The organism is Arthrobacter sp. UYCu723, assembly GCF_054059215.1.
In genome coordinates this window covers 556,113-581,087 of sequence record NZ_JBSSBW010000001.1, presented here as the reverse complement: position 1 = coordinate 581,087, position 24,975 = coordinate 556,113, and the positions used below count along the sequence as shown (strand labels likewise).

The 24,975-nt window shown below is 64.3% G+C and carries 15 protein-coding genes and 3 rRNA genes; 9 read left to right on the top strand and 9 right to left on the bottom strand.

The features are described from left to right. Positions 1–46: 46 nt before the first annotated feature. The 3 genes from ACVWZ8_RS02570 to ACVWZ8_RS02560 form a co-directional block, all read right to left on the bottom strand. Positions 47–346, bottom strand: coding sequence for a DUF1905 domain-containing protein (locus ACVWZ8_RS02570; RefSeq protein ID WP_456503685.1), 300 nt, complete (start codon positions 344–346; stop codon positions 47–49). A gap of 2 nt (positions 347–348) precedes the next feature. Continuing rightward, positions 349–699 (bottom strand): hypothetical protein, encoded by a 351-nt coding sequence (locus ACVWZ8_RS02565; RefSeq protein ID WP_456503684.1) that lies wholly within the window; start codon positions 697–699, stop codon positions 349–351. Positions 700–813: 114 nt separating this feature from the next. Then, entirely contained in the window at positions 814–2,616 is a 1,803-nt protein-coding gene (locus tag ACVWZ8_RS02560) for an SARP family transcriptional regulator (RefSeq protein WP_456503683.1), read from the bottom strand. Between the two features lie 129 nt (positions 2,617–2,745). Between ACVWZ8_RS02560 and ACVWZ8_RS02555 the strand changes: the two genes are divergently transcribed. From ACVWZ8_RS02555 to ACVWZ8_RS02515, 9 genes are all read left to right on the top strand, one after another. Beyond that, positions 2,746–2,940 (top strand): hypothetical protein, encoded by a 195-nt coding sequence (locus ACVWZ8_RS02555; RefSeq protein ID WP_456503682.1) that lies wholly within the window; start codon positions 2,746–2,748, stop codon positions 2,938–2,940. Between the two features lie 94 nt (positions 2,941–3,034). Continuing rightward, the gene (locus tag ACVWZ8_RS02550; RefSeq protein ID WP_426976403.1) at positions 3,035–3,502 is read left to right on the top strand and encodes a hypothetical protein; all 468 of its coding nucleotides are present in this window, start codon (positions 3,035–3,037) and stop codon (positions 3,500–3,502) included. A gap of 166 nt (positions 3,503–3,668) precedes the next feature. After that, the gene (locus ACVWZ8_RS02545; RefSeq protein ID WP_456503681.1) at positions 3,669–5,288 is read left to right on the top strand and encodes an alkaline phosphatase D family protein; all 1,620 of its coding nucleotides are present in this window, start codon (positions 3,669–3,671) and stop codon (positions 5,286–5,288) included. Between the two features lie 611 nt (positions 5,289–5,899). After that, positions 5,900–7,425, top strand: a 16S ribosomal RNA gene (locus ACVWZ8_RS02540). Between the two features lie 524 nt (positions 7,426–7,949). Then, a 23S ribosomal RNA gene (locus ACVWZ8_RS02535) occupies positions 7,950–11,088 on the top strand. 236 nt (positions 11,089–11,324) lie between these two features. After that, a 5S ribosomal RNA gene (gene rrf / locus ACVWZ8_RS02530) occupies positions 11,325–11,441 on the top strand. Together the 16S, 23S and 5S rRNA genes form the textbook arrangement of a ribosomal RNA operon. A gap of 253 nt (positions 11,442–11,694) precedes the next feature. Next, the gene (locus ACVWZ8_RS02525) at positions 11,695–13,197 is read left to right on the top strand and encodes a CBM96 family carbohydrate-binding protein (protein ID WP_456503680.1); all 1,503 of its coding nucleotides are present in this window, start codon (positions 11,695–11,697) and stop codon (positions 13,195–13,197) included. Positions 13,198–13,351: 154 nt separating this feature from the next. After that, positions 13,352–14,197 carry an SDR family NAD(P)-dependent oxidoreductase gene (locus ACVWZ8_RS02520; RefSeq protein WP_456503679.1) on the top strand — a complete coding sequence of 282 codons (846 nt, stop codon included), beginning with the start codon at positions 13,352–13,354 and terminating at the stop codon, positions 14,195–14,197. A 100-nt stretch (positions 14,198–14,297) separates the two neighbouring features. After that, positions 14,298–14,600 carry an excalibur calcium-binding domain-containing protein gene (locus ACVWZ8_RS02515; protein ID WP_456503678.1) on the top strand — a complete coding sequence of 101 codons (303 nt, stop codon included), beginning with the start codon at positions 14,298–14,300 and terminating at the stop codon, positions 14,598–14,600. Positions 14,601–14,695: 95 nt separating this feature from the next. On the opposite strand, the gene ACVWZ8_RS02510 is transcribed toward ACVWZ8_RS02515, so the two are convergent. The 6 genes from ACVWZ8_RS02510 to ACVWZ8_RS02485 all read right to left on the bottom strand — a co-directional run bounded on the left by ACVWZ8_RS02510 (position 14,696) and on the right by ACVWZ8_RS02485 (position 24,959). Continuing rightward, positions 14,696–16,561: a putative bifunctional diguanylate cyclase/phosphodiesterase gene (locus tag ACVWZ8_RS02510; protein ID WP_456503677.1), complete on the bottom strand. Its 1,866-nt coding sequence runs from the start codon at positions 16,559–16,561 to the stop codon at positions 14,696–14,698. Between the two features lie 116 nt (positions 16,562–16,677). Continuing rightward, entirely contained in the window at positions 16,678–18,795 is a 2,118-nt protein-coding gene (locus ACVWZ8_RS02505; protein WP_456503676.1) for a putative bifunctional diguanylate cyclase/phosphodiesterase, read from the bottom strand. A 180-nt stretch (positions 18,796–18,975) separates the two neighbouring features. Next, positions 18,976–21,249 carry an EAL domain-containing protein gene (locus tag ACVWZ8_RS02500; protein WP_456505897.1) on the bottom strand — a complete coding sequence of 758 codons (2,274 nt, stop codon included), beginning with the start codon at positions 21,247–21,249 and terminating at the stop codon, positions 18,976–18,978. 197 nt (positions 21,250–21,446) lie between these two features. Beyond that, complete coding sequence (locus ACVWZ8_RS02495) at positions 21,447–22,841, bottom strand: UDP-glucose dehydrogenase family protein (RefSeq protein WP_456503675.1); 1,395 nt, start codon at positions 22,839–22,841, stop codon at positions 21,447–21,449. Further along, the gene (locus ACVWZ8_RS02490) at positions 22,838–24,025 is read right to left on the bottom strand and encodes a glycosyltransferase family 4 protein (RefSeq protein WP_456503674.1); all 1,188 of its coding nucleotides are present in this window, start codon (positions 24,023–24,025) and stop codon (positions 22,838–22,840) included. Before ACVWZ8_RS02490 ends, ACVWZ8_RS02495 begins: the two co-directional genes overlap by 4 nt. A gap of 196 nt (positions 24,026–24,221) precedes the next feature. Then, the gene (locus ACVWZ8_RS02485; protein ID WP_426976411.1) at positions 24,222–24,959 is read right to left on the bottom strand and encodes a hypothetical protein; all 738 of its coding nucleotides are present in this window, start codon (positions 24,957–24,959) and stop codon (positions 24,222–24,224) included. Positions 24,960–24,975: the final 16 nt, after the last annotated feature.

The following is a 24,975-nucleotide window of genomic DNA, read 5'->3' as shown; positions in this document are numbered from 1 at the left end:
GAGCTAGTTGGGGGGTGAGGCCCGGGTCCCGGCGGCACCGCCAGGCTCAACCACCAAGCTCGAGCTCGACGTCGACCTCGTCTCCGGCGAGGATGCCGGCCGCGGCCCTGATGTCCTTCTTGACGGGAAGGACGAACGAGCGGCTCTTGCTGTCCGGGAAAAGGGACGTGGACCAACGCCGCCCGGCGATGGAGGCGCTTACCTTGACCGAACCGAATGCCTTGCGGAACGGAGCGGCGTCGTCCCGGAGCTCCTCGGCCAGGTCCGGAGGCAGCGTGATGAAATGCCACGCGGATTCCCCGGGATACTGCCACAGCTCGCCGCGGAACGAGTACGACGCCGTCACATTCAGCCGACGTCGCGGTAGTCGAAGAAGACCTCGGCAGGGGGAGGGCCCTGCAGCATCTCTGCCGTCAGCCCGTGCAGGCTCACCAGCTGCTCCCGGAACCAGACATCGAAAGGGTCCTCCGACGTCGCGAGCGTCTGGTACGCTTTCGCGAGATCTTCGGCCTCATGGAACAGGCAGACCGAATCCCCTTCCGGCGTCTGCATCAGACTGGCCACTTCCCGGGTGACGCCCATGCGCTTCCACGACCGTACCTGCTCCTCCCAACGCGGGCCCTTGATCTCCTCGACCATCGCCTTCCACTCGTCCAGTTTCCCGGGCAGGATCGGCGCGAACCACGTGATGCATTCCATGACAGATTTCCTTCCACGCAATAGTGAGCACACTGGTAACCCCATCGGTACAGGAGCATGTTAGTCCCGTGCACGACGGCGGGACAGGGCTTCCGGAAACGCCTCCGGACCTGCTCAACCACCGTGGCGCTGCGCCAGGAACGCCGTCAACGCGGGGTTGTCGATCTCCTTGGCCAGCCACGGTACGGCCTGGGCGGCGGCCTGATCCCCGAGGACCGCCCGGTGCGACTGCGCCCGGACCACGAACTCGCGCATGCCGCTGCGGCTGGCCAGCGCAGCCAGACGCTCCACGAACTCGGAAGCACGGGGCGAGCCCGTGGCGAGGGCGACTTCCGCCGCGGTGTCCAGCAGCCGGGCCGAGTACCAGAGATACCACGGCGTGGGTTCCAGGCCTCTGTCAATCCAGTGTTCGGCGGCCGCGAGGTCGCCGTGGGCCAGGAACAGCCGGGCTTCGGCGCCGGCCGCCAGTGCCATATAGCAGTGGTCGCCGGCCAGTTCGGCCATCACCCAGGACCGGTCAATCAGGGCCGCGGCCGCATCCAGCCTGCCGGCGGCAAGGTAGGTTTCGCCGCGGATGCCGGCGACAAACGGTTCGAACGCGGTCCAGTGTTCCGCCGCGATCCAGTCCAGGACCCGGTCCAAGGAGGCGGCCGCCGGTTCCAGCTCGCCGCGGAGCAGGTGGACGCGGCCCAGCAGCGCCTCGCTGAACGCCTGTTGCCGGCGGTTCCGGACCGCCCTGGCGAGCCTTCCGGATTCCGTGAAGGCGGTCACGGCGTCCTCATAGTGTGCGGTGTCCGACGCCAGCATGCCCTGGATGGCCAGGATTCTTGCCTGTTCGTCCGGGATGCCCTCCGCAGCCTGCATCGCCCGGTCCAGCCAGCCGGCCGCGCGGTCCGGCACGCCGCGCTGTACGGACAAATAGCCAAGCTCGCGGAAGGCGGCAGCGGCAGTCCGGGAGACGCCGTCGGGCGCTTCGGCCGACAGCGCGCGGTGCAGGAAGTCGGCCACCTCGGCGCCGCGGCCGCCCGCCTGATGGATCAGAGCCCCGGCCAGCGTCACGAGCGACTCGGCCAGCAGGTGCCGGTCAGCGGTGCGCTGGGCCAGTACGACGGCGAGCCGCAGCTGATCGAGTCCGCGGTCGACGGCGCCTGCCGAGAGTGACGCGCCGCCGGCGTCGAGATAGGACCGTACGGTGGCCAGGTTCGCGGGGATCTCGGGGGGCGAAGCTGGACCGGCATCCGCAAGGGCGCGCCGGACTTCCGCGGGCAGCGGCAGGCCAAGCTCCCGGTGGTACAAGTTCTCGAATTTGCTGACCTGCTCGCGCGCCCGCCGATGCTCGCCCTGCGCCACCAGGGCCTTCACCAGGACGGCGGTGCAGTCCGTGTTGAAGGGATCCCGGCGCAGTGCCTGCGAGCTCAGCTCGACGGCCTCAGCGGGAACGCCCGAGGCCAGGGCAGCCAGCGACGCCTCATAAAGCAACGACTGGACACAATTTTCCAGCCGGTACCGCTGGTCCGCCAGCCAGGAGTCAAAGACGGGGCTGTCCCCGAAGGAGAGGCCCTCCAACAACTGGCCGTCGAACTTCCGCAGGTCGATGTCCGGGCCGGTGGCGGAGTCGACGAGCTCCAGGGCATCGCAGCGCCAGGGCGGCAGTAACGCCAGCCGCAAGGGGTCCCCGGTTATCGACGCGCCGCCGAGGGACCGGCGCAGCTCGGACAGGTTCCAGCGCAGGGCGCCCAGCGGATCCGCGGCATCCGGAAACAGCAGCGTGGCCGTGCGGGAGCGGCCGGTGCCATCCGGTTGCAGGGCGAGGTAGGCCAGCACCGCCCAGGCCTTGCGGCCTCTGGGCTGCGGGGGAGTGGCGTCAGGGGACTCGATCGCGGGCGGACCGAGGAGCCGGATCCACGTCTCGGCCATAAGACTCATGCTACGCCGGGGGATTGGCGGCGTCGCAGTGCAGGCAGCGGAAGATTCACACGCTTGCTCACACGGCTGCTGAACAGACTGGATTCATCCAATCCGCACAACACCTGAGGTGAATCAAAAATGGCACTCCTCATTGTCCTGCTCGCCGGAATCGTGCTTGTCTCCGGCGGTGCCACGTTCCGTGCAGTGCTCAAGGACGGCCACGGCCACACCCCCGAGGTGCGCTCGAATGCACCGTGGACGGCCGGCTCTCTGCCGAGCGAACCCTACACGGCGGCCCCGAATCGGATCCCTATGGCGTTGTGGCTGCGTTAGGCCGGCCAGCAGCCGTCGTCGAGTCTGGACACCGAAGAGGGGCGGTGGGATTCTGGTCGCAGGCGCCATGGGCGAGGGAGGCTGGTAGCAGGTCATGGATGAAGCACCGGATACACGTCAATTGCTTTCCACCCGCATCGAACAGAAGCAACAAGCCGTCCGCTCCTACCTGGGGCGGGAACGGCCACGGCGGAACAAGCTCTCCAACATCAGCGTCGTGGGCAGTGCCCTGGCCGCCATGCTCACCGCCGGTCCGGCGTTCGGAGGCACGGGCTTCACCGAGGCACTGCAGGGGATCTTCTCGCTGGGGGACGACTCGGTGGTGTGGCGTGTTCTTTGCCTCCTTGCCGTACTGCTGTCCGTCGCCGCGGCGCTGGCCACGAATTTCGCCAATTCACATTCGTTGTCGGACAGGGTCAGCGCAGCAGAGACGGTGAATGCGCAGCTGGAAGGGCTGCAGGATACGCTGAGTTTTGGCCACATCGCCGTAGACGACGCGCTGAAGCTCTACCAGCAATATGTGGCCCAGGTGGCGTTCGTGGACGAAGTGCCTTCCCGCTGATGCTGGACTCGCTGACTCGGGGAACCTTTAACCCGGGTGAGCTTCGACGTTAACCCGCGTGCGCTTCGACTCCGACGGGTATCGATTCAGCCGGGTTTCGGCAAGGCCACTGAGCCGTTCACGTCGCCGTCGCCGCTGGTTCATACGGGCGGTCAAGGATGAATCCATGACTGCTTTCACACGCCGAACCATTCTCAAAGGTGCCCTGGCCGCTGCCGGTGCCGCCGCCGTCGTTCCCGGAACTGCGCAGGCGGCCAGGCCGGCCGGCGTCGCCCTGGTCCGGAACCGTCTGCTTCTTCCCTCCGGGATCGCCACAGGTGATGTCACCGCCGATTCCGGCGTCCTGTGGTCCCGCGCGTCGGGGCCCGGACGGCTGGTGGCGAGCCTGCTGGCCGTCGCCGACGACGGATCCCCGCTCCGCGGCGGCCGCGCCTTCCAGCGGGTGCTGCGGGGGAGTGCCGCCAGCGAGGCGACGGACTTCACCGCCAAGATCAACGCACGGTACCTCCCCGCTGGCACTCGCTTTGCCCTCACGATGCATTTCGAGGATGCCGAAGGCAACGCCGGCGAAACTGCGGAAGGCTCCTTCCGCACCGCTCCCGGCCGCGGCGGCGTCAGCAAGGGTGACTCACCGCGCCGGCAGAGCTTCGTCTGGAGCGGCGACACTGCCGGCCAAGGCTGGGGCATCAACGAGGAGATCGGCGGGATGCGGGGCTACGCGGCCATGCACGCGACCCGCCCGGACTTCTTTATCCACTCCGGCGACACCATTTACGCCGACGGGCCCATCACCGCGCAGGTCACGGAACCCGACGGCAAAATCTGGCGCAACCTCGTCACCGAGGAGGTGTCCAAGGTGGCCGAGACGCTCAACGAGTTCCGCGGCAGGCACCGCTACAACCTGATGGACCGGAACGTCCGCGCCCTGTACGCGGAGGCCCCGGTAATTGCCCAGTGGGACGACCACGAGACCCACAACAACTGGTACCCGGGGCAGCTCCTCAGCGATGACCGCTACAACGAGCGCCGCGTGGACGTGCTCGCTGCCCGTGGCCGCCAGGCGTGGCAGGAGTACCAGCCCATCGCGGAGCCGGGCGGCCGGTTCCGCGACGGGAGCACCGGTTTTGAACCAGCCCGGATCTATCGCAAGATCTCCCGCGGCCCCCAGCTGGACATTTTCTGCCTGGATATGCGCACGTTCAAGGACGCCAACACAGACGGCAAGGAAACCCGGCTGACTCACATCCTCGGTCAGGAGCAGGCGGACTGGCTGATCAAGGAAGTCAGCCGGTCCAAAGCCACCTGGAAGGTGATCGCCGCCGACCTCCCGCTCGGACTGATTGTGCCGGACGGGCCCGTGGACCAGGAATCCCTCTCGAACCGCGACGACGGCGCACCCTTGGGCAAGGAGCTCGAGATCGCCGGGGTGCTTTCCGCATTCAAACGGCACCGGGTGAAGAACGTGGTCTGGCTGACTGCCGATGTCCACTACTGCGCGGCCCACCGCTACTCTCCTGAGCGCGCGGCCTTCCGCGATTTTGACCCTTTCTGGGAGTTCGTGGCCGGGCCCATCAACGCCGGCAGCTTCGGACCCGGCACGCTGGACGGCACCTTCGGACCGGAACGGGAGTTCTTCAAGGCCGGCAGCTACGCCAACGAGTCCCCGCGCAGCGGCGAGAGCCAGTACTTCGGCCACGTGGACCTTGGCGATGACGACGTCTTCACGGTCAGCCTGCGTAACGCCAACGGCGCGGTGCTCTGGAGCAAGGAGCTACTCCCGGAGTAGTGACCCAACGGCAGTGACCAAAAGGCAGTGACCCAGCTCTAGCGACCCCGCGGCAGTGACCCAGCTCATAGAATGCGGCTTTGCCGGAAAATCCAAAGTGGGTAATCCGAATGGGGACGGATTCCCCGCCGTTATTGGGTTCTCCGGGCCGCAGGACCGCTTTCGGGGTGGATTTGTGCGGGGTCCCGGCGGCGTGTAAAGTAATTCGAGTCGCCGCCGCTGATGCGGAAAGATAGCGACCGACCCCCTGATAAACAGCCTGAAAATGGTACGCAAATTTGCGCGCTAATTACGGGCGGGGACCCACTCGTGGAACTGGAAATCGCGGAAACGCTGATTTGCAAAGCTCCACGGAACCGGGTAAGTTTGAAAAGTTGCTCCGGAGCGATCCTCGACTGGATAAGTCGTGGTGGTGCCGGGTGTGTCTGTTGTTTGAGAACTCAATAGTGTGCCAAGTTTGTTGATACCAATTTGTTTATATGGATTGGTTGAATTTGCCGGATCCCGCCACCCCGTGGTGTGGTCTGGTGTTTTTGGCTGGTTTCAAATTTTGTGCAGCCTTCGCGTCCCGTTTTCCCGGGGGTGTTGGTTGTGTCTGTTTTTGTTTTACTTCAACGGAGAGTTTGATCCTGGCTCAGGATGAACGCTGGCGGCGTGCTTAACACATGCAAGTCGAACGATGACCCGGTGCTTGCACCGGTGATTAGTGGCGAACGGGTGAGTAACACGTGAGTAACCTGCCCTTAACTCTGGGATAAGCCTGGGAAACTGGGTCTAATACCGGATATGACTCCTCATCGCATGGTGGGGGGTGGAAAGCTTTATTGTGGTTTTGGATGGACTCGCGGCCTATCAGCTTGTTGGTGAGGTAATGGCTCACCAAGGCGACGACGGGTAGCCGGCCTGAGAGGGTGACCGGCCACACTGGGACTGAGACACGGCCCAGACTCCTACGGGAGGCAGCAGTGGGGAATATTGCACAATGGGCGCAAGCCTGATGCAGCGACGCCGCGTGAGGGATGACGGCCTTCGGGTTGTAAACCTCTTTCAGTAGGGAAGAAGCGAAAGTGACGGTACCTGCAGAAGAAGCGCCGGCTAACTACGTGCCAGCAGCCGCGGTAATACGTAGGGCGCAAGCGTTATCCGGAATTATTGGGCGTAAAGAGCTCGTAGGCGGTTTGTCGCGTCTGCCGTGAAAGTCCGGGGCTCAACTCCGGATCTGCGGTGGGTACGGGCAGACTAGAGTGATGTAGGGGAGACTGGAATTCCTGGTGTAGCGGTGAAATGCGCAGATATCAGGAGGAACACCGATGGCGAAGGCAGGTCTCTGGGCATTAACTGACGCTGAGGAGCGAAAGCATGGGGAGCGAACAGGATTAGATACCCTGGTAGTCCATGCCGTAAACGTTGGGCACTAGGTGTGGGGGACATTCCACGTTTTCCGCGCCGTAGCTAACGCATTAAGTGCCCCGCCTGGGGAGTACGGCCGCAAGGCTAAAACTCAAAGGAATTGACGGGGGCCCGCACAAGCGGCGGAGCATGCGGATTAATTCGATGCAACGCGAAGAACCTTACCAAGGCTTGACATGAACCGGAAACGCCTGGAAACAGGTGCCCCGCTTGCGGTCGGTTTACAGGTGGTGCATGGTTGTCGTCAGCTCGTGTCGTGAGATGTTGGGTTAAGTCCCGCAACGAGCGCAACCCTCGTTCTATGTTGCCAGCGCGTGATGGCGGGGACTCATAGGAGACTGCCGGGGTCAACTCGGAGGAAGGTGGGGACGACGTCAAATCATCATGCCCCTTATGTCTTGGGCTTCACGCATGCTACAATGGCCGGTACAAAGGGTTGCGATACTGTGAGGTGGAGCTAATCCCAAAAAGCCGGTCTCAGTTCGGATTGGGGTCTGCAACTCGACCCCATGAAGTCGGAGTCGCTAGTAATCGCAGATCAGCAACGCTGCGGTGAATACGTTCCCGGGCCTTGTACACACCGCCCGTCAAGTCACGAAAGTTGGTAACACCCGAAGCCGGTGGCCTAACCCCTTGTGGGAGGGAGCTGTCGAAGGTGGGACTGGCGATTGGGACTAAGTCGTAACAAGGTAGCCGTACCGGAAGGTGCGGCTGGATCACCTCCTTTCTAAGGAGCACCTACAAACGTTCCGCCTCCGTGTATGCGGGGTGTGGGGTTTGTCAGGAGTACGCCCGTTGCGCAGACGCTAGTTCTGCGGCGGGTGCTCACGGGTGGAATATCAGCAGATAGCGGCCGCGTGTTCTTCTCCTTACCCAGTACGGATCCTCTCTTGAGGGGTTCCTGGAACGGTGCGGGGGCGGGTTGCATGCGGTTTAGTGTTTGGCACACTGTTGGGTCCTGAGGCAACAGGACCATGGCCTGCGGCTGCCCTTACGGGGGTGGGTGCGGGGTGTGGGACTTGTTTGTTTCTGGTTTCCTGGCTGCACCGATCATACGGTTGTGCCCCTTTTGCGGGGGTTCGTGTGGGGTGTGTGGTACGGGGTTGTTGTTTGAGAACTACATAGTGGACGCGAGCATCTTTTATAAGAAGCAATTTCCAAGAATATGAACCTGGATCTGTTGTTCTGCCTTTCTTAGGTGGAGTGATGGTTTTCATGGTTCTCTCGTGAATTAGTTTTTTGATCTTTTGTGGTCAAGTTTTTAAGAGCACACGGTGGATGCCTTGGCATTAGGAGCCGAAGAAGGACGTAGGAATCTGCGATAAGCCTGGGGGAGTCGATAACCGGACTGTGATCCCAGGGTGTCCGAATGGGGAAACCCCGCCGGGGGCGCGAGCTGCCCGGTGACCCGCATCTGAACACATAGGGTGTGTGGGGGGAACGCGGGGAAGTGAAACATCTCAGTACCCGCAGGAAGAGAAAACAATAGTGATTCCGTCAGTAGTGGCGAGCGAACGCGGATCAGGCTAAACCGTTCCATGTGTGATAGCCGGCGGGCGTTGCATGGTCGGGGTTGTGGGACTTCCCGTTCTGTCTCTGCCGGGACAGTGGGGTGAGTAGTACAGGCATAGGTGAACGGTCTTGAAAGGCCGGCCAGAGAGGGTGTGAGCCCCGTAACCGAAATGTTGTGTACCGCCTGGTGAAGTATCCCAAGTAGCACGGGGCCCGAGAAATCCCGTGTGAATCTGTCAGGACCACCTGATAAGCCTAAATACTCCCTAATGACCGATAGCGGACCAGTACCGTGAGGGAAAGGTGAAAAGTACCCCGGGAGGGGAGTGAAACAGTACCTGAAACCGTGTGCTTACAATCCGTCGGAGCCAGTCTGATTCTGGTGACGGCGTGCCTTTTGAAGAATGAGCCTGCGAGTTAGTGTTACGTCGCGAGGTTAACCCGTGTGGGGAAGCCGTAGCGAAAGCGAGTCTGAACAGGGCGTTGCAGTGGCGTGATCTAGACCCGAAGCGAAGTGATCTACCCATGGCCAGGTTGAAGCGACGGTAAGACGTCGTGGAGGACCGAACCCACTTCAGTTGAAAATGGAGGGGATGAGCTGTGGGTAGGGGTGAAAGGCCAATCAAACTTCGTGATAGCTGGTTCTCCCCGAAATGCATTTAGGTGCAGCGTTGCGTGTTTCTTACCGGAGGTAGAGCTACTGGATGGCTAATGGGCCCTACAAGGTTACTGACGTCAGCCAAACTCCGAATGCCGGTAAGTGAGAGCGCAGCAGTGAGACTGTGGGGGATAAGCTTCATAGTCGAGAGGGAAACAGCCCAGACCACCAACTAAGGCCCCTAAGCGTGTGCTAAGTGGGAAAGGATGTGGAGTTGCGAAGACAACCAGGAGGTTGGCTTAGAAGCAGCCATCCTTAAAAGAGTGCGTAATAGCTCACTGGTCAAGTGATTCCGCGCCGACAATGTAGCGGGGCTCAAGTACACCGCCGAAGTTGTGGATTTCAGATGATAGCCAAGCCGCCCCCTCGTGGGGTTGGTTCAGGCGTCTGGAGTGGTAGGGGAGCGTCGTGTGGGCAGTGAAGTCGCGGTGTAAACCAGCGGTGGAGCCTACACGAGTGAGAATGCAGGCATGAGTAGCGAAAGACGGGTGAGAAACCCGTCCGCCGAATGATCAAGGGTTCCAGGGTCAAGCTAATCTGCCCTGGGTAAGTCGGGACCTAAGGCGAGGCCGACAGGCGTAGTCGATGGACAACGGGTTGATATTCCCGTACCGGCGAAGAACCGCCCATGCTGAACGGGGGACACTAACCGCCCGAAACCTGCCTGACCGCCCTTCGGGGCGGGAGGGTTTTGGTGGAGCGCGGGACCTGATCCCGGGAGGCAAGCGTATTAACAGGTGTGACGCAGGAAGGTAGCCGAGCCGGGCGATGGTTGTCCCGGTCTAAGGAGGTAGGGCGAACGGTAGGCAAATCCGCCGTTCATGATGCCTGAGATCTGATGGGACCCCCTCACGGGGGGATTCGGTGATCCTATGCTGCCGAGAAAAGCATCGACGCGAGGTTCCAGCCGCCCGTACCCCAAACCGACACAGGTGATCAGGTAGAGAATACTAAGGCGATCGAGAGAATTATGGTTAAGGAACTCGGCAAAATGCCCCCGTAACTTCGGGAGAAGGGGGGCCCCCATCGTGATGGACACTAGCTGTCCGGAGCGTGCAGGGGCCGCAGAGACCAGGGGGAAGCGACTGTTTACTAAAAACACAGGTCCGTGCGAAGTCGCAAGACGATGTATACGGACTGACTCCTGCCCGGTGCTGGAAGGTTAAGAGGACCGGTTAGCCGCAAGGCGAAGCTGAGAATTCAAGCCCCAGTAAACGGCGGTGGTAACTATAACCATCCTAAGGTAGCGAAATTCCTTGTCGGGTAAGTTCCGACCTGCACGAATGGAGTAACGACTTCCCCGCTGTCTCAACCATAAACTCGGCGAAATTGCAGTACGAGTAAAGATGCTCGTTACGCGCAGCAGGACGGAAAGACCCCGAGACCTTTACTATAGTTTGGTATTGGTGTTCGGAGTGGCTTGTGTAGGATAGGTGGGAGACGTTGAAGCCCGGACGCCAGTCCGGGTGGAGTCATCGTTGAAATACCACTCTGGTCACTTTGGACATCTAACTTCGGCCCGTAATCCGGGTCAGGGACAGTGCCTGATGGGTAGTTTAACTGGGGCGGTTGCCTCCTAAAAAGTAACGGAGGCGCCCAAAGGTTCCCTCAGCCTGGTTGGCAATCAGGTGTCGAGTGTAAGTGCACAAGGGAGCTTGACTGTGAGAGAGACATCTCGAGCAGGGACGAAAGTCGGGACTAGTGATCCGGCGGTACATTGTGGAATGGCCGTCGCTCAACGGATAAAAGGTACCTCGGGGATAACAGGCTGATCTTGCCCAAGAGTCCATATCGACGGCATGGTTTGGCACCTCGATGTCGGCTCGTCGCATCCTGGGGCTGGAGTAGGTCCCAAGGGTTGGGCTGTTCGCCCATTAAAGCGGTACGCGAGCTGGGTTTAGAACGTCGTGAGACAGTTCGGTCCCTATCCGCTGCGCGCGCAGGAAATTTGAGAAGGGCTGTCCTTAGTACGAGAGGACCGGGACGGACGAACCTCTGGTGTGTCAGTTGTACTGCCAAGTGCACCGCTGATTAGCTACGTTCGGATGGGATAACCGCTGAAAGCATCTAAGCGGGAAGCTCGCTTCGAGATGAGATTTCCATACACCTTGTGTGTGAGAGGCCCCCAGCCAGACCACTGGGTTGATAGGCCGGATGTGGAAGCGAGGACTAACGACTCGTGAAGCTGACCGGTACTAATAGGCCGATAACTTACACCACACACTCTCTTCGTGAACGGATTCAAAAGACGTTCACACCATGGGGAGGGTACAAAGAAACAAGACTGCTTGCGTCCACTATGTGGTTCCCAGACAACAAACCCGTTCACACGGCATGTTGTCCCAGGAACCGACAACTGAATAACAACACCACAACTGCGATCCATCGCAGTCAGCATGTTGTAACCACAGATTTCCCACCCCCACGCCCAGGCATGGACGGTGCGGAGCAAGGGTTACGGCGGTCATAGCGTGGGGGAAACGCCCGGTCCCATTCCGAACCCGGAAGCTAAGACCCACAGCGCCGATGGTACTGCACCCGGGAGGGTGTGGGAGAGTAGGTCACCGCCGGACAACCATTAAACACGGTCGAGAGCCTCCAGACACGTCTCTGGAGGCTCTCCCGCATTTAACCCCCAAAACCGCTGATGAATCAGGTGAGCAGTTCTGGCACACGCGAAAGGTGGATAGGCACCTTGAGAATACCTTTAATTGGCCATCTATTTTGGGCATGAGCATTGTGAGGCTCTTTTTCGCAGGCTAGGGTTTGGAACTCCTACCCGCCCATCAGGGCTTAGGGTGCGTGGACCTACCTAGGAGCCCCACGATGAGCCTTGAATCTGACGTCGCCCCAGGGAAGATCAGCATCAAGAGACACCGGCTGAACCGCACCTCATGGCGGCGCCGCTGGATATCCGTGGCATCAGTCTTTTTCCTCGTGGCCTCCACAGTTTCCCTCATTGCGGGCCCCGCGGAGGCCGCCACGTTGACCTTTTCCGCTTCGGCGGATGCCGTAGTGAAGCGTGACAGTCCCACCACCAACTTCCGGACGGCAACAGGCCTTAAAGCTGATAATTCGCCGGTCGAGATGATCTATCTCAAGTTCACGGTAACTGGCACCGCGGGCAGCACCGTGACCGGCGCAAAGCTCAGGCTATTCGCTACGGATCCATCCAACTCGGGCGGCCAATTCCGACGGGTCCTTAACAACTCCTGGAGTGAAAACACGATCACATTCAACAACGCGCCCGTCGCGGAATCGCCAGTAGTGGCCTCGCGCGGCGCCGTTGGCGACAACACGTTTGTGGAGTTTGATCTCTTCAGCGTGATCAAGCGTGACGGGACGTACTCATTCCGCATCAGCAGCACCTCCTCCGACGGTGTCATCTACAGCTCCAAGGAGGCTTCGGTCGCCACCCAGCGGCCTCGATTGACGATCACCACGAACGCCACGCCGCCACCACCTCCGCCTCCGCCCCCGCCTCCGCCACCGCCACCGCCACCGAACCCCTGCGGCAAGACCTCGACGCCGCCGGCTAAATACGACCATGTCATCTGGATTCTCTTCGAGAACAAGACCTACTCGCAGGTCATCGGGAGCGCCAACGCGCCGTACATGACGCAAACTGCCAGGCAGTGCGGCTCAGTGTCCACGTGGAGCGATGCCGGGGCTGGCTTGCCATCGCTGCCGAGCTATCTGGCCATGACGTCCGGGAGCACACAGGGCGTCACGTCCGATTCGAGCCCGAGCGGTCTGCCGCCGATTACGGCCGACAACATATTCCGCCAGGTGAGAGCATCGGGCCAGTCGCAGAAGAGCTATCTGGAAGACATGCCCTCGAATTGCCGGCTGAGCGCGTCGGGCCTGTATGCGGAGCGGCACAACCCGGAAGTTTATTACCAGGGGCCAGGAGACAGAGCAGCCTGCGCCACCAACAACGTGCCGATGGGAACTCCGGCCTCGGGAAACTTTGCACGGGACCTGGCCAACAACACGCTGCCGAATTTCTCCTTCATCGTGCCGAATGTCTGCAATGACATGCACGACTGCAGCATTGCGACGGGTGACGCCTGGCTTTCCCAGTGGTTGCCGGTCATCCTGGCCAGCCAAAGTTATCAAGCGGGGAAAACCGCGATATTCGTGCTTTTCGACGAAGATACCCCGGTGCCCAATTTCGTGGTGGCTCCGTCCGTGGTGCCGGGCACGGTTATCCAGGGTTCCTATAGCCACTACTCGCTACTGCGGACAACCGAAGAGATGCTGGGCATCGGTTTTAGATTGCTCAATGCCGGCACGGCGCTGAGTTTCCGGTCGCCGCTGCGTATCTAGCGGGTTCGTATTTAACGGCTGCGTATTTAGCCCGCTGCATCATTAGCCGCCCAGGAATTCAGGTCAATACCGGGGTCACGCCCCCGGCCGGGGAACATTACCCGGCCGGGGGCCGTTGTATGAGCGCCACCCTCCGCCATTCGAAGGACATTTCATGACCGCACGGACCATTGTCATCACCGGAGCCAGCGACGGCATCGGCGCGTCCGCGGCGCGGACCCTCAGCAAACAGGGCGAGCAGGTGGTCGTCGTCGGGCGTTCCGCGGAGAAGACCGCGAAGGTCGCGAAGGAGATCGGGGCGGACCATTACGTCGCCGACTTCGCGGAGTTGGCACAGGTGCGACGGCTCGCCGAGCAGCTGAAGGACAAGTACCCGCGGATCGACGTCCTCGCCAACAACGCCGGCGGGATAATGGGCCGGCGCGAGCTCACCGTGGACGGGCACGAGAAGACGTTCCAGATCAACCACTTGGCACCGTTCCTGCTGACCACCGAGCTGATGGACGTGCTCACCGCCAGCAACGCCACTGTCATCAACACCTCCAGCGCCGCCAACGGCTTCGGCAGGCTGGATCTCGAGGACCTTGACTCCGCGCAGAACTACTCCACCAACCGCGCCTACGGCACCGGCAAGCTCGCGAACATCCTCTTCACCACCGAGCTGAATCACCGCTTCGGCGCCGAGGGCATCACGACGGCAGCCTTCCACCCCGGCGTCGTCGCCACCAACTTTGCGGCCGAGTCCACGAGTCCCATGCGGCACGCGTACAAGACCTTCCTGAACCGGTTCCTGCTGAGCCCGGAGCAGGGCGCAGACACGCTGGTATGGCTCGCCACCGCGATGCCGCGGCACGACTGGATCTCGGGTGCCTACTACGCCAAACGGGCGCTGGCGAAGGCCAACAGGCATGCGTACGACGCCGAGCTGGCGCGCCAGCTCTGGGAGCGCAGCGAGGCGATGCTGGCACAGGATCTCGACAAGCTCGATCACCGGGCGTAGTTTCCGTCGGCGGAGCCGGATTCGGTAAACAGTGAGATAGCATTCCCTTAGCCCTCGCCGACAAGCGGCCTTGGCATTCTAATGGGGGAGTCTTTTTTATATGCGCGTGAAGAAATTGTTCGTTGTTTCTCTGGCCGCGGCAGCCCTTCTTTTGACTGTTTCGGCGGTGCCGGCAAACGCTGCGCCCTCGCCGAGGTCGTACAAGAATTGCACCGAGCTCAACAAGGTTTATCCGCATGGTGTCGGCAAGAGCGGTGCACGGGATAAGACGTCCGGAAAGCCCGTCACAACCTTCCGCGTGAATAACACTGTGTACAGCTACAACGACGGCGGTGCGAACCGTCACGCCGGCGAGTACGATCTGGACCGCGACAACGACGGCATTGCCTGCGAAAAGCGCTGAGTCTTGGCCGGGATCTTTGCAAATTCGGGATCCCGGGGCTGGCCCAGGATCTCGACAAGCTCGATCACCGGGCCTAAACGGCCTAACCACCGGACTCAGCGCGCGGCGTCGACCTTGTCGATCGCGGTCAGCGCGCTTTCCATGGTCCCGGCCAGTTCGCTGGCCGGGGCCGGCTTGGCGAAGAGATAGCCCTGCAGGAAGTCGCAGCCGCGGTCCATCAGGTACTTGGCCTGCGCCGGGGTTTCGATGCCCTCGGCCGTGACGTGCAGGCCCAGGGCATGGGCGGCGTTGACCATGGTGTTGAAGAAGGGCAGCTGCTCCTGGCCGGTCTTGATCATCGCCACGAAGGAACGGTCGATCTTGACCTTGTCCAGCGGCAGTTCCTTGAGCCGGCCCAGCGACGAATAGCCGGTGCCGAAGTCGTCCATCGCGATCTGCACGCCGGCCTCCCGGAGCTGCCGAAGCTGCCGCAGCACATCCGAATCGGCGTCGAAGAACACGCTCTCCGTCAGTTCCAGCATCAGCTGGCGCGGATCCACGCCGGTGGACCGCACAATGGCGAGCACATCCGTGCCGAAATCCCGGTTCCGGAACTGCAGGCCGGAGACGTTCACGGCGACGCTGTACGCGGCATCGCCGGCCAGCCAGGGGCGGATCTCGGCGCAGGCACGGCGCAGGACCTCGTCGCCGATCTCCCGGATCAGGCCGCTCTGCTCCGCCACCGGCAGGAACTGGTTGGGCGGAATCACGACGCCGCGCCGTTCCCAGCGCGCAAACGCCTCGAACTGCACCACGGCACCAAGCCCGGGGGAGACCACCGGCTGGTAGTGGACCGAGATCTGGCCCAGCTCGACGGCCCGCCGGAGCCCCTTTCCGCCGTCGGCCCGGTGTGCCGCCGTGGTCAGCATCTCCGGCCGGAACCTGAGCCAGCTGTGCTGGCCGCCTGTCTTTGCCGCCGTCATTGCCGTTTCGGCCTGCCGCAGCAGCTCCGCGCCGTCTTGCGTGTGTGGCGTCTTGGACGCAAGGCCCATGCTCAAGCCTGGCCGCACCCTGGAACCGCCCACGCGCAGCGGCTCAAGCAGGGACTCGGCAATCCGCGCGGCCACCGCGTCAGCGTTGAGGCATTCGGTCAGCAGCACCACGAACTCCTCGCCGCCGAGCCGGGCCACGGTGTCGTGCGGCCGGACGCAGTTGCGCAGCCGGCTTGCCACCTCCACGAGGAGCTCATCCGCGGACGAACGGCCCAGCATGCCGTTGAGGCTCTTCAAGTCATCGAGGTTCAGCAGCAGCACGTCCACGGGGTCCGGGCGGCGCATCGCGGCGGCCAGGCGCTCGTTGAACAGGGTCCCGTTGGGCAGCGCGGTCAATGGATCCCGCAACACTCCGGCCTTGAGCTGGTCATCGTGCTCGGCAACCGCCGCGGGAACCGCCGGTGAAGCAGCAGCAGTACGACGGCGTTGCGTCGCGGCATCTGCCGCAGCGGCGGCGTAGCCCTGGCGCTTGTCGGATGACGCAGCAACCGTGCGGTGGCCGGCGCCGCGGACCGACAGCGCAACAGACCGCGCGGGCTGCGCCCCGGCGCCATTGGAATCAGAGCCGGTGTTTTGGGCGATTGCCCCGCCGGTGGTCTCGGCAGTGGTCCCTGCAGTGGTCTCGAGGGGGAGCAGGGAACAGGTGATTTCGACCGGGAGCTCGGTCCCGTCCGCGCGGCGGCCGGAGCCGGCGAACGGCTCTCGGGAGCGGCGCCCGGTGACGCCCAGGCCGGCGAGCACGCCGTGGAAATCCTCCCGCGAGGCCTCGGCCAGCAGCAGGCTGGAATCGGCTCCCAGCAGCTGGGCGCGGGGGTAGCCGAAGAGCTCCTCCGCGGCAGCATTCAGGAACGAAATGGATCCGTCCGGAGCAAGGAGCAGCAGCGCATCCGGAGTGTGCTCCAGCAGTATATGTGCGAATCCAGATTCCAAGATGTTGCCTGCCCCCAAGTGACGGATGCGGTTGCAGGCACCGGGCGGGAACACGGTGGGGCTGCGCTTCCTGAATCATATGTGGTGGAGCCCGCTGCCACGCTATCCGGGGTTCGCTACCTGGGGTTCGCTACCAGGGGGAGCGGGACGCCCTCGAGTGCCGCGATGGCCGCAACGGAGTTCCGTACCGCGAGTTGCCGCTGGGATTCAGGCACCGGGCGGGAGAACAGGAAGCCCTGCAGGGCGTCGCATCCGTGGTCCATCAGGTACCGCGCCTGCGCCGGCGTCTCGATGTCCTCCGCCGTGACCTTGAGCCCCAGGCTCCGGGCCATGTGGATCATCGAGGTCAGGATGGGAAGCTTCTCCACCCCGGTCTGCAGCATGGACACAAAAGACTTGTCGATCTTGACGACGTCCACCGGGAGCTCCTGCAGCCGGCCCAGGGAGGAGTAGCCGGTGCCGAAGTCGTCCAGCGCCACCCGGATGCCGGCCGCGCGCAGGCTGGAGAGCTGGGCGATGACGTGGGTGTCGGCGTCGAAAAATACGCTCTCCGTCACTTCCAGCACCAGCTGGTGCGGATCCACGCCGCTCCAGGCCGCAATGTCCAACGCCCGTTCCGCGAAATCTCGGTGCTGCAGCTGCACGCCGGAGACGTTCACGGCGAGGGTCCGGAAGGAGTCCTCCGCCAGCCACGGCTGCAGTTCGCTGCAGCTGCGCCGCAGCACCTCGGCGCCGATGTCCCTGATCAGGCCGCTGCGTTCCGCCGTCTGGATGAACTCGTCCGGGGCCATCAGCTGCCCGCCCCGCTCCCAGCGGGCCAGCGCCTCGAACTGCACCACCTCGAGCCGGTCGGTGGAGATGACGGGCTGGTAGTGCACGGTGATCTGCCCGAGTTCCACTGCCCGGCGCAGGCCGGCGGTCAGCTGGGTGCGCTCCAGGAGCGCCTCGAGCATCTCCGGCCGGAAGTGCACGTAGCAGTTCTTGCCGGCTTCCTTGGCCGCGTACATCGCCAGGTCCGCCTGCCGGAGCAGCTCCGAGGATGTCATTGCGTCGTCGTTCCTCGAGGCCACGCCCAGGCTCAGGGCCGGCCGCATCAGTGTGCCCTCGATGGACACCGGGGCGTTCAGCTGACTCACGACGCGCTGCGCGACGGCGTCGGCGTCCCGGCAGCCGACCAGCAGGACCACGAACTCGTCGCCGCCCAGCCGTGCGACGGTTCCGTGCGGACCCACACAGTTCTGCAGCCGCCGGGCGATCTCCACCAGCATCTCGTCGCCGGCGTGGTGGCCCAGCACATCATTGATTTCCTTGAAATCGTCCAGGTCCAGCAGCAGCACGTGCACCGGTTCCGGCGTCAGCAGTGCCGCCGCGGCCCGTTCGTTGAACAGTATCCGGTTGGCCAGGCCGGTCAGCGGATCCTGGAAGGCCAGCTCCTTGAGCTTGTCCGCCTGCTCGGCGAGTTCCTCCATCGCGCGCCGGGCTTGGTCCTGGGCGCGCTGCCGCGAGCTGATGTCCCGGAAGTTCCAGATCCGGCCGACGACCGCGTCCGCGACCCTCTGCGGACGCGAGTAGAGCTCCACGGTACGGCCGTCCTTGAACTCCAGCACGTCCTGGCTCTGCATGAGCGGGTCCGCATGGAGCGCCGAGACTTTCTGCAGGAAGTACTCCGGGTGGACCAGCTGATCGGCGATGAACGAGACCAGGGCCAGCGGGTCCTCGGCCGCCACCAGCTCCGCCGGCATGCCCCACAGCTTGAGGCACTGGTCATTGATCCCGGTGATCTGCCCTTCACAGGACACCACCACAATCCCGTCGGCGGTGGTTTCCAGCGTGGCGTCCAGCAGCGAGACGGCAAGACGCCGGCCGGAATCGGTGTCCAGCCGGTGGCGCGCATCCCGGACCGCGACCGCCATGGCCGTGCCGGCGTCGAACGTCACGAGCGAGCAGGTGATCTCCAGGGCGATTTCGGTGCCATCCCGACGGCGGCCTGCCGCCGCGAACGGCCGCTTTCCGGCCAGGCTTCCACGGCCGAGCCGGCCAAAGACCCGCAGGAATCCTCCGCGCCCGTCCCCGGAGAGCAGGATATGGTGCGGGACTCCCCGCAGCTGTTCGCGGCTGTAGCCAAACAGGCACTCCGCGGCGGCATTCACGTACGTGATGGTTCCGTCCGCGGTCAGCAGCAAGAAGGCGTCTGGACCCTGCTCAAGCAGGGTCTCTTGGAACCCAGTTCCCACGGCGATACCGGCTCCCATAGCGATGGTTGGTGACGAACTAATGTCGACGGACTCATGATGACGGGTGCCCGCAGGGATGCCGTGGACAATGCGTTTCACTGATCATAGGGTTTCCGGGCCCCGAGTCCAGCACCGGGGCACCTGGTTTTTCTTGCGGCGTCCGGACGGACGCCTGGCGGTCTACCGGTTTCCGGGCACCCGGTCCCCGCGGAGCGAGGCGAAAGCCTCTGCCGATCGGCTGATGGCAGGCTTCAGCCCGGACGCCGGTTCGGCGCCGGAAAAGAAGAACCCCTGCAGAGAATCGCACTCCAGCCTGATCAGGTATTCGGCCTGGGCCGCGGTCTCCACGCCCTCCGCCGTGACCGTCAGGCCCAGTCCGTGGGCCATGCTGATCATGGACGTGAGGATGGGAAGCTTCTCTGCGCCGGTGTGGATCATCGCGACAAAGGACTGGTCGATCTTCAGGGTGTCCACCGGAAGCTCCTGGAGCCGGCCAAGCGAGGAGTAGCCGGTGCCGAAGTCGTCCAGTGCCACCCGCACGCCGGCCTTCCGGAGGGCCACAAGCTGCCGGATCACGTGGCAGTCGTCGCCGAAGAAGACGCTTTCGGTGACCTCCAGGACCAGCTGCCGCGGATCCACGCCGCAGGACTCAGTGACGGCCAGGACCAGCTCGGCGAAGTCGCCGTGCTGCAATTGCACCCCGGAAACATTGACGGCCAGGAACCGCGAGGAATCCTCCGCGAGCCAGGACTTCATTTCCGTGCAGCCGCGCAGCAGTACCTCCGTGCCGATCTCGACGATCAGGCCGCTGCGCTCGGCCGCGGGAATGAACTGCTGCGGCGGCACGATTTCGCCGTCCCGTTCCCAGCGGGCCAAGGCCTCGACCTTGACGACGACGCCGCGCTCCGCCGAGAGGATTGGTTGGTAATACACGGCGATCTGGCCGCTGTCCACGGCCAGCCGCAGCCCGGCTTCCATCTCGGTGCGCCGCACGAGGGCCGTCATCATCTCCGGCCGGAAGCGCAGGTACCGGTTCTTGCCTGCGGCCTTCGCCGCGTACATGGCGACGTCCGCGCGACGCAGCAGCTCGGAGGCGTCCACGGCGTCCACGGCGTCCTCGCTGATCGAGGCCAGTCCCAGGCTGAGGCTGGGCCGCAGCATGGTTCCGTCGATCCACAGCGGCACCTTCAAGGATTCGACGATCCGCGCGGCGGCGGCCTCGGGATCGAGTGAGCCGACGAGCAGTACGACAAATTCGTCGCCGCCCAGCCGTGCTACGACGTCGTGCGGCCGGACGCAGGCGCGCAGCCGCCGGCCCACCTCGATCAGCATCTGGTCACCGGCGTGGTGGCCCAGGATGTCATTGACTTCCTTGAAGTCGTCCAGGTCAAGCAGCAGGACGTCGACGGCGGTTCCGCGCGGCCCCAGCAGCGCGCTGACGAGGCGGTCATTGAAGAGCTGCCGGTTGGACAGCCCGGTCAGCGGGTCCTGGAACGCGAGGGACTTAAGCAGCGCGGCCTGCTCGGCGAGATCGGCCATGGCCTGGGTGATCTGGTCCTGCGCGATTCTGGCCGGGGTGACGTCACGAAAACTCCAGACCCGCCCCACCACCTCCTCCGCCACGAGCTGCGGCCGGGAGTAGCGTTCAAAGGTCCGGCCGTCGCGGAAGTCCAGGACGTCATGGCTTTCCGCGGCGGGATCGGCGTAGAGCGCGGTGACTTTCTCGATGAACTGGGCCGGGTCCACGAGCTGGTCCATGACGAAGCCCAGCACGGCATCATCATCCCGGGTTGCCAGCAGCTCCCGGGATATACCCCACATGGACAGGAACTGGTTATTGACGCCCGCTATCTGCCCCTCGCCGCTGACCACGAGGATGCCGTCCGCGGTGGATTCGAGCGTGGCCGTCAACAGCGACATCGCGGCGCGCAGACCCGCGTCCGCTGCCTGCCGGTGCGAGATATCCCGGACCATGACGGCCATGCAGACGGCGTCTGCACCGGCGGCCGCATCCGCGGCTGCGTCTGCGGGGGCGTCCGGGTGTCCCTCCGGGTGGTCCTCCGGGTGGTCCTCCGGGGCGACGAGCGAGCAGGCGATTTCGCCCTGGAATTCCGAGCCGTCCCGCCGCAGGCCGTAGGCCTCGACCGGCGGGAGGGCGGCGGCGTCGGCATCCCGGCGGAGGGCGAAGAACAGCCGCTGGAAACCGCTGCGGAAGCCCTCGGCCAGCAGCATGCGGTGGTCCTGGCCCACCAACTCGGCGCGGGAATAGCCGAACATGCGTTCCGTGGCCGCGTTGACCATGCGGATGGCGCCGTCCGCGGCAACCACCAGGAGGGCGTCCGGGCTGGATTCGAGGACGGCCCTGGAAGAAGGGGCGGCGCTGGACCCCGCGGGAGACGCGGGTGCGCCCAGGAACTCGGCGGCGTCGTGCGCGTCCGGGCGCCGTGACGCCATCACGCGGCCGCCCGAGCGTGCATTTGAGACCGATATGCCATTGACTGTCCTCCCCACAGGAAATCATAGGGGTGCCGTGCGGCTGCCCAGTGCTACGACTCAGTGCAACGGCGCCGCAACGACTCAGGGCAACGGCACGTCGGGACACTGTCAGTGGTTCCCGCAAGGCGTGATCACGCGGTGGGGTGGCCTCTGGTTCAGGCGGTGGCTGAGCTTGCCGCAACCATCCGGCGCCCGGCTGCGGCGGTGGCATCGGCAGCCACGCTGCTGCCCGCCCCGCGCCCGGGTACCCGCCCGAGGCTGCGGACGGTCCAGCCTTCCGCCTCCCACACCGACGCATCGAGCGCGTTGCGGGCGTCCAGCAGGACCCGGCGTCGTACCAGGCCGCCGGCGGCTGCCGGCGAGAGCGCGACGTACTCGGCCCATTCGGTCAACAGCAACACCAGTTCGGCGCCGTCCAGCGCCTGGCTTGTGGAGGATTCGAAGCGCAACTGCGGGTAGAGGAGCGAGGCGTTGTTGTTCGCGGCCGGATCCGTGACCGTGACATGCGCTCCGGCGTCCGCGAGCTGTTGGGCGACGTCGAGGGCCGGGGAATCGCGAATGTCGTTGGTGTCCGGTTTGAACGCCGCGCCGAGCACCGTGATCCGCCGGCCGAAGAGCTGGCCGCCGCAGAGTTCCCGGGCCAGTTCCACCGTACGGGCGCGCTGGTCGCGGTTGATGGCGTCCACCGTTTCCATCCAGCGGTCCACCGAGTCGACGCCGAGGGCGGACGCCTGGACCCGGAGGGAGCGGATGTCCTTGGGCAGGCATCCGCCGCCGAAGCCCAGGCCGGCGTGCAGGTAGCGGCCGCCGATGCGCGGATCCAGGCCCATGGCCGCGGCCAGCTGCGACACGTCGGCGCCCGAGGCATCGCAGAGTTCGGCCATGGCGTTGATGAAGCTGACTTTGGTGGCCAGGTACGCGTTCGACGCCGACTTGATCAGTTCCGCCGTGGCAAAATTGCACACCAGCCGCGGAATTCCGGCTGCCAGCAGGGGCTCGTAGGCGGCGTCAAGGGCGGCGGTGACGGCGACGGCGTTGTCCTCGGGGACGCCGTAGACGAGCCGGTCCGGCACGAGGGAATCCTTGACCGCCGTGCCCTGGCGCAGGAATTCCGGGTTCCAGCCGAGCAGCACGTCCGGCCGCGTGGACAGCACCCCGCGGAGCATGTCTACTGTGCCCACGGGAACCGTGGACTTGCCCACGACGGCGGCACCCGGCAGCAGGTGCGGGAGCAGCGCCCGGGTGCCGGTGACCAGGTAGCTGAGGTCGGCGCCGTCGGACGTCTTGGACTGCGGCGTGCCGACGCAGAGGAAATGCAGCGTCGCGCCGGCCGCGTCGGCGATGTCCGCGGAGAAGCTGAGCCGCCCGGTGGCGCGGCCGTGCTGCAGGAGCTCGTCCAGCCCGGGCTCGAAGAAGGGGGCAACACCCCTGCCGAGCTGCTCCACCTTGGAAGGGTCGACGTCGATCCCCACCACAGTGTGTCCCATCGAAGCCAGAGTGGCGGCGTGCACGGCACCAAGGTAGCCGCAACCGATCACGGAAATTTTCACAGGGTTGCTCCTGAAGTGGGTGTGGAATGAGTGGCTGTGGGTTCGGAACCTCGATGAGCTCGATCACCGGCGGTTTCGGAAATGACGGCCTTGTAGTGCTGGACAAGCTCGGCGCCCAGGGCGGACCAGGTCCGGCCCTGGACCGAAGCGTGGGCCGCCGCGGCGAACGCTCGGCGCTTGGCGTCGTCGCCCATCAGGTCCGCCACCCTCGCCCGCAGTGCCTTGAGATCGCCCGGCTCGTAGAGCCAGCCGGTCCGGGAGTTCTCCACGAGGTCCAGCGGTCCCCCGCGTCCCGTGGCGACCACCGGCACGCCCGAGGCCATGGCCTCCTGGATGGTCTGGCAGAAGGTCTCCAACTCGCCCGGATGCACAAAGAGGTCGAAGGAGGCCACGACGCGTGCCAGGTCCTCGCCGCCGAGGAAGCCGGTGAACACCGCCTGCGGCAAAACCGCCTGCAGGGCCTGCCGTTGCGGTCCGTCGCCCACAACCACCAGCCGCGTTCCGGGAATATCGGCCAGCACCGCGAGGTCTTCCACCTGCTTCTCGACGGCGAGCCGGCCCACGTAGCCGATGATGCGCTCGCCGTCCGGGGCCACGGAAGCGCGCCAGCCGCCGTCGCGCTTGTCCGGGCTGAACCGCCGGGTGTCGACGCCGCGGCGCCACATGTCCACGCGCGGAATGCCACGGCCGCGGAGCTGGTTGAATGCGAAGGTCGAGGGGACCAGTGTGCGGGTGGCCAGCAGGTGGATGTCCTCCACCCGGTTCCAGGCCCAGTTCTCCAGGAAGGGAACGCCGTAACGTGCCGCGTAGCTGGGGACCTCGGTCTGGTAGATGGCCACGCTGGGGATGCCGAGCTGGTGCGCGGCCTGCGCCGCACGCCAGCCGAGCACGAACGGGGACGCCAGGTGGACCACGTCCGGCGCGTAGTCGGCAAGGATTCGCTTGACCCGATAGACACCGCCCAACGCCACCCGCACATTCGCGTAGCCAGCCAGCGGCACCGAGGGCAGCCGATGGACATGCGCACCGCAGACCTCCGCAGGAACGTCAGCGTCCTGCGTGGACGGTGCGATCACCAGCACCTCGTCCCCGCGCTCCTGCAGATGCTCCAGGACCCGCAGAATGGAATGCGTAACGCCGTTCATGAGCGGCAGGAATGATTCGGCCACGATTGCGATCCTCACCCCTCCACGGTGGGGGCGCGTGCTGTCCGGCCGGGGGAGTGGGCGTGACGCGTGGGGGAAGAGTGGGTTAACAGGAGGGCGCGGCAGCCCCGCACCACCCTTCCGGTGGTGCGGGTGGCCCGGCTTCCGTCAGTGGAACTTGCTGGGGAAGGCACCGCGGCGACGGGGTCAGTGGCCCGTCAGCGGAATCGTTCCGTCAGTGGAACTTGCTGGGGAAGGCGCCGATGAGTCCGGCGCTGAGAGCGTCCGCCATCATCATCATGTGTGCCTCGGCCTGGTCGTAAACGGCAATGCCGTGGGCGTACCTCCCGGTCAATTCGTTGCCGCCATACACGATGGTCTGGTCAATATGCCCCTTCATCATGTCCCGCATCGCCTTCTGCGGCCAGAACTTCGGGTTGGCCTTGGCGAGGAAGTCGGCGATCTCCTGGGCGTTCGCATAGACGGCGGTGGTTGCCGATTTGAGGGCTGCTGGGTCATTGGCCTTCGCCGCTTGGAACAGGGCCACGAAGTCCGTGATGTGGCCCTTCAGCAGGGTGGTCAGTTGCCCGCCGGCAGCGCTGCCGTAGAACGGCTTGATCGCGTTGCCGATGTCCACCTGGTTCTGCAGCAGCCGCGAGGCGGTAGTGGGGAAGCCCGCGGAGCCGGAGGCGAAGTCGACGACGGCGAGCCGCGTCCACTCCATATGCTGCGCCCACAGCGTGCGCATGCTCTGGCGGAGGGCGGTCTGCGAAGCGGGAATGTGGCCGGAATTGGCGTCAGTGCTGGCGGAGTGATCGTGGGCGAGGGCAAGAACAGGCACCTCCTGGGCGCCAGCGGCGGGTTGGAGGCCCTGCGCCGGGGAGTAGGCGATCAGCAGACCGGTCAGCAAGGCCAGCACGGCCAGCGGCGCGGCACTCCAGAGGCGCCGCGGACGCGAAGTGAAGTAACTCATGACATGTCTTCCTGTC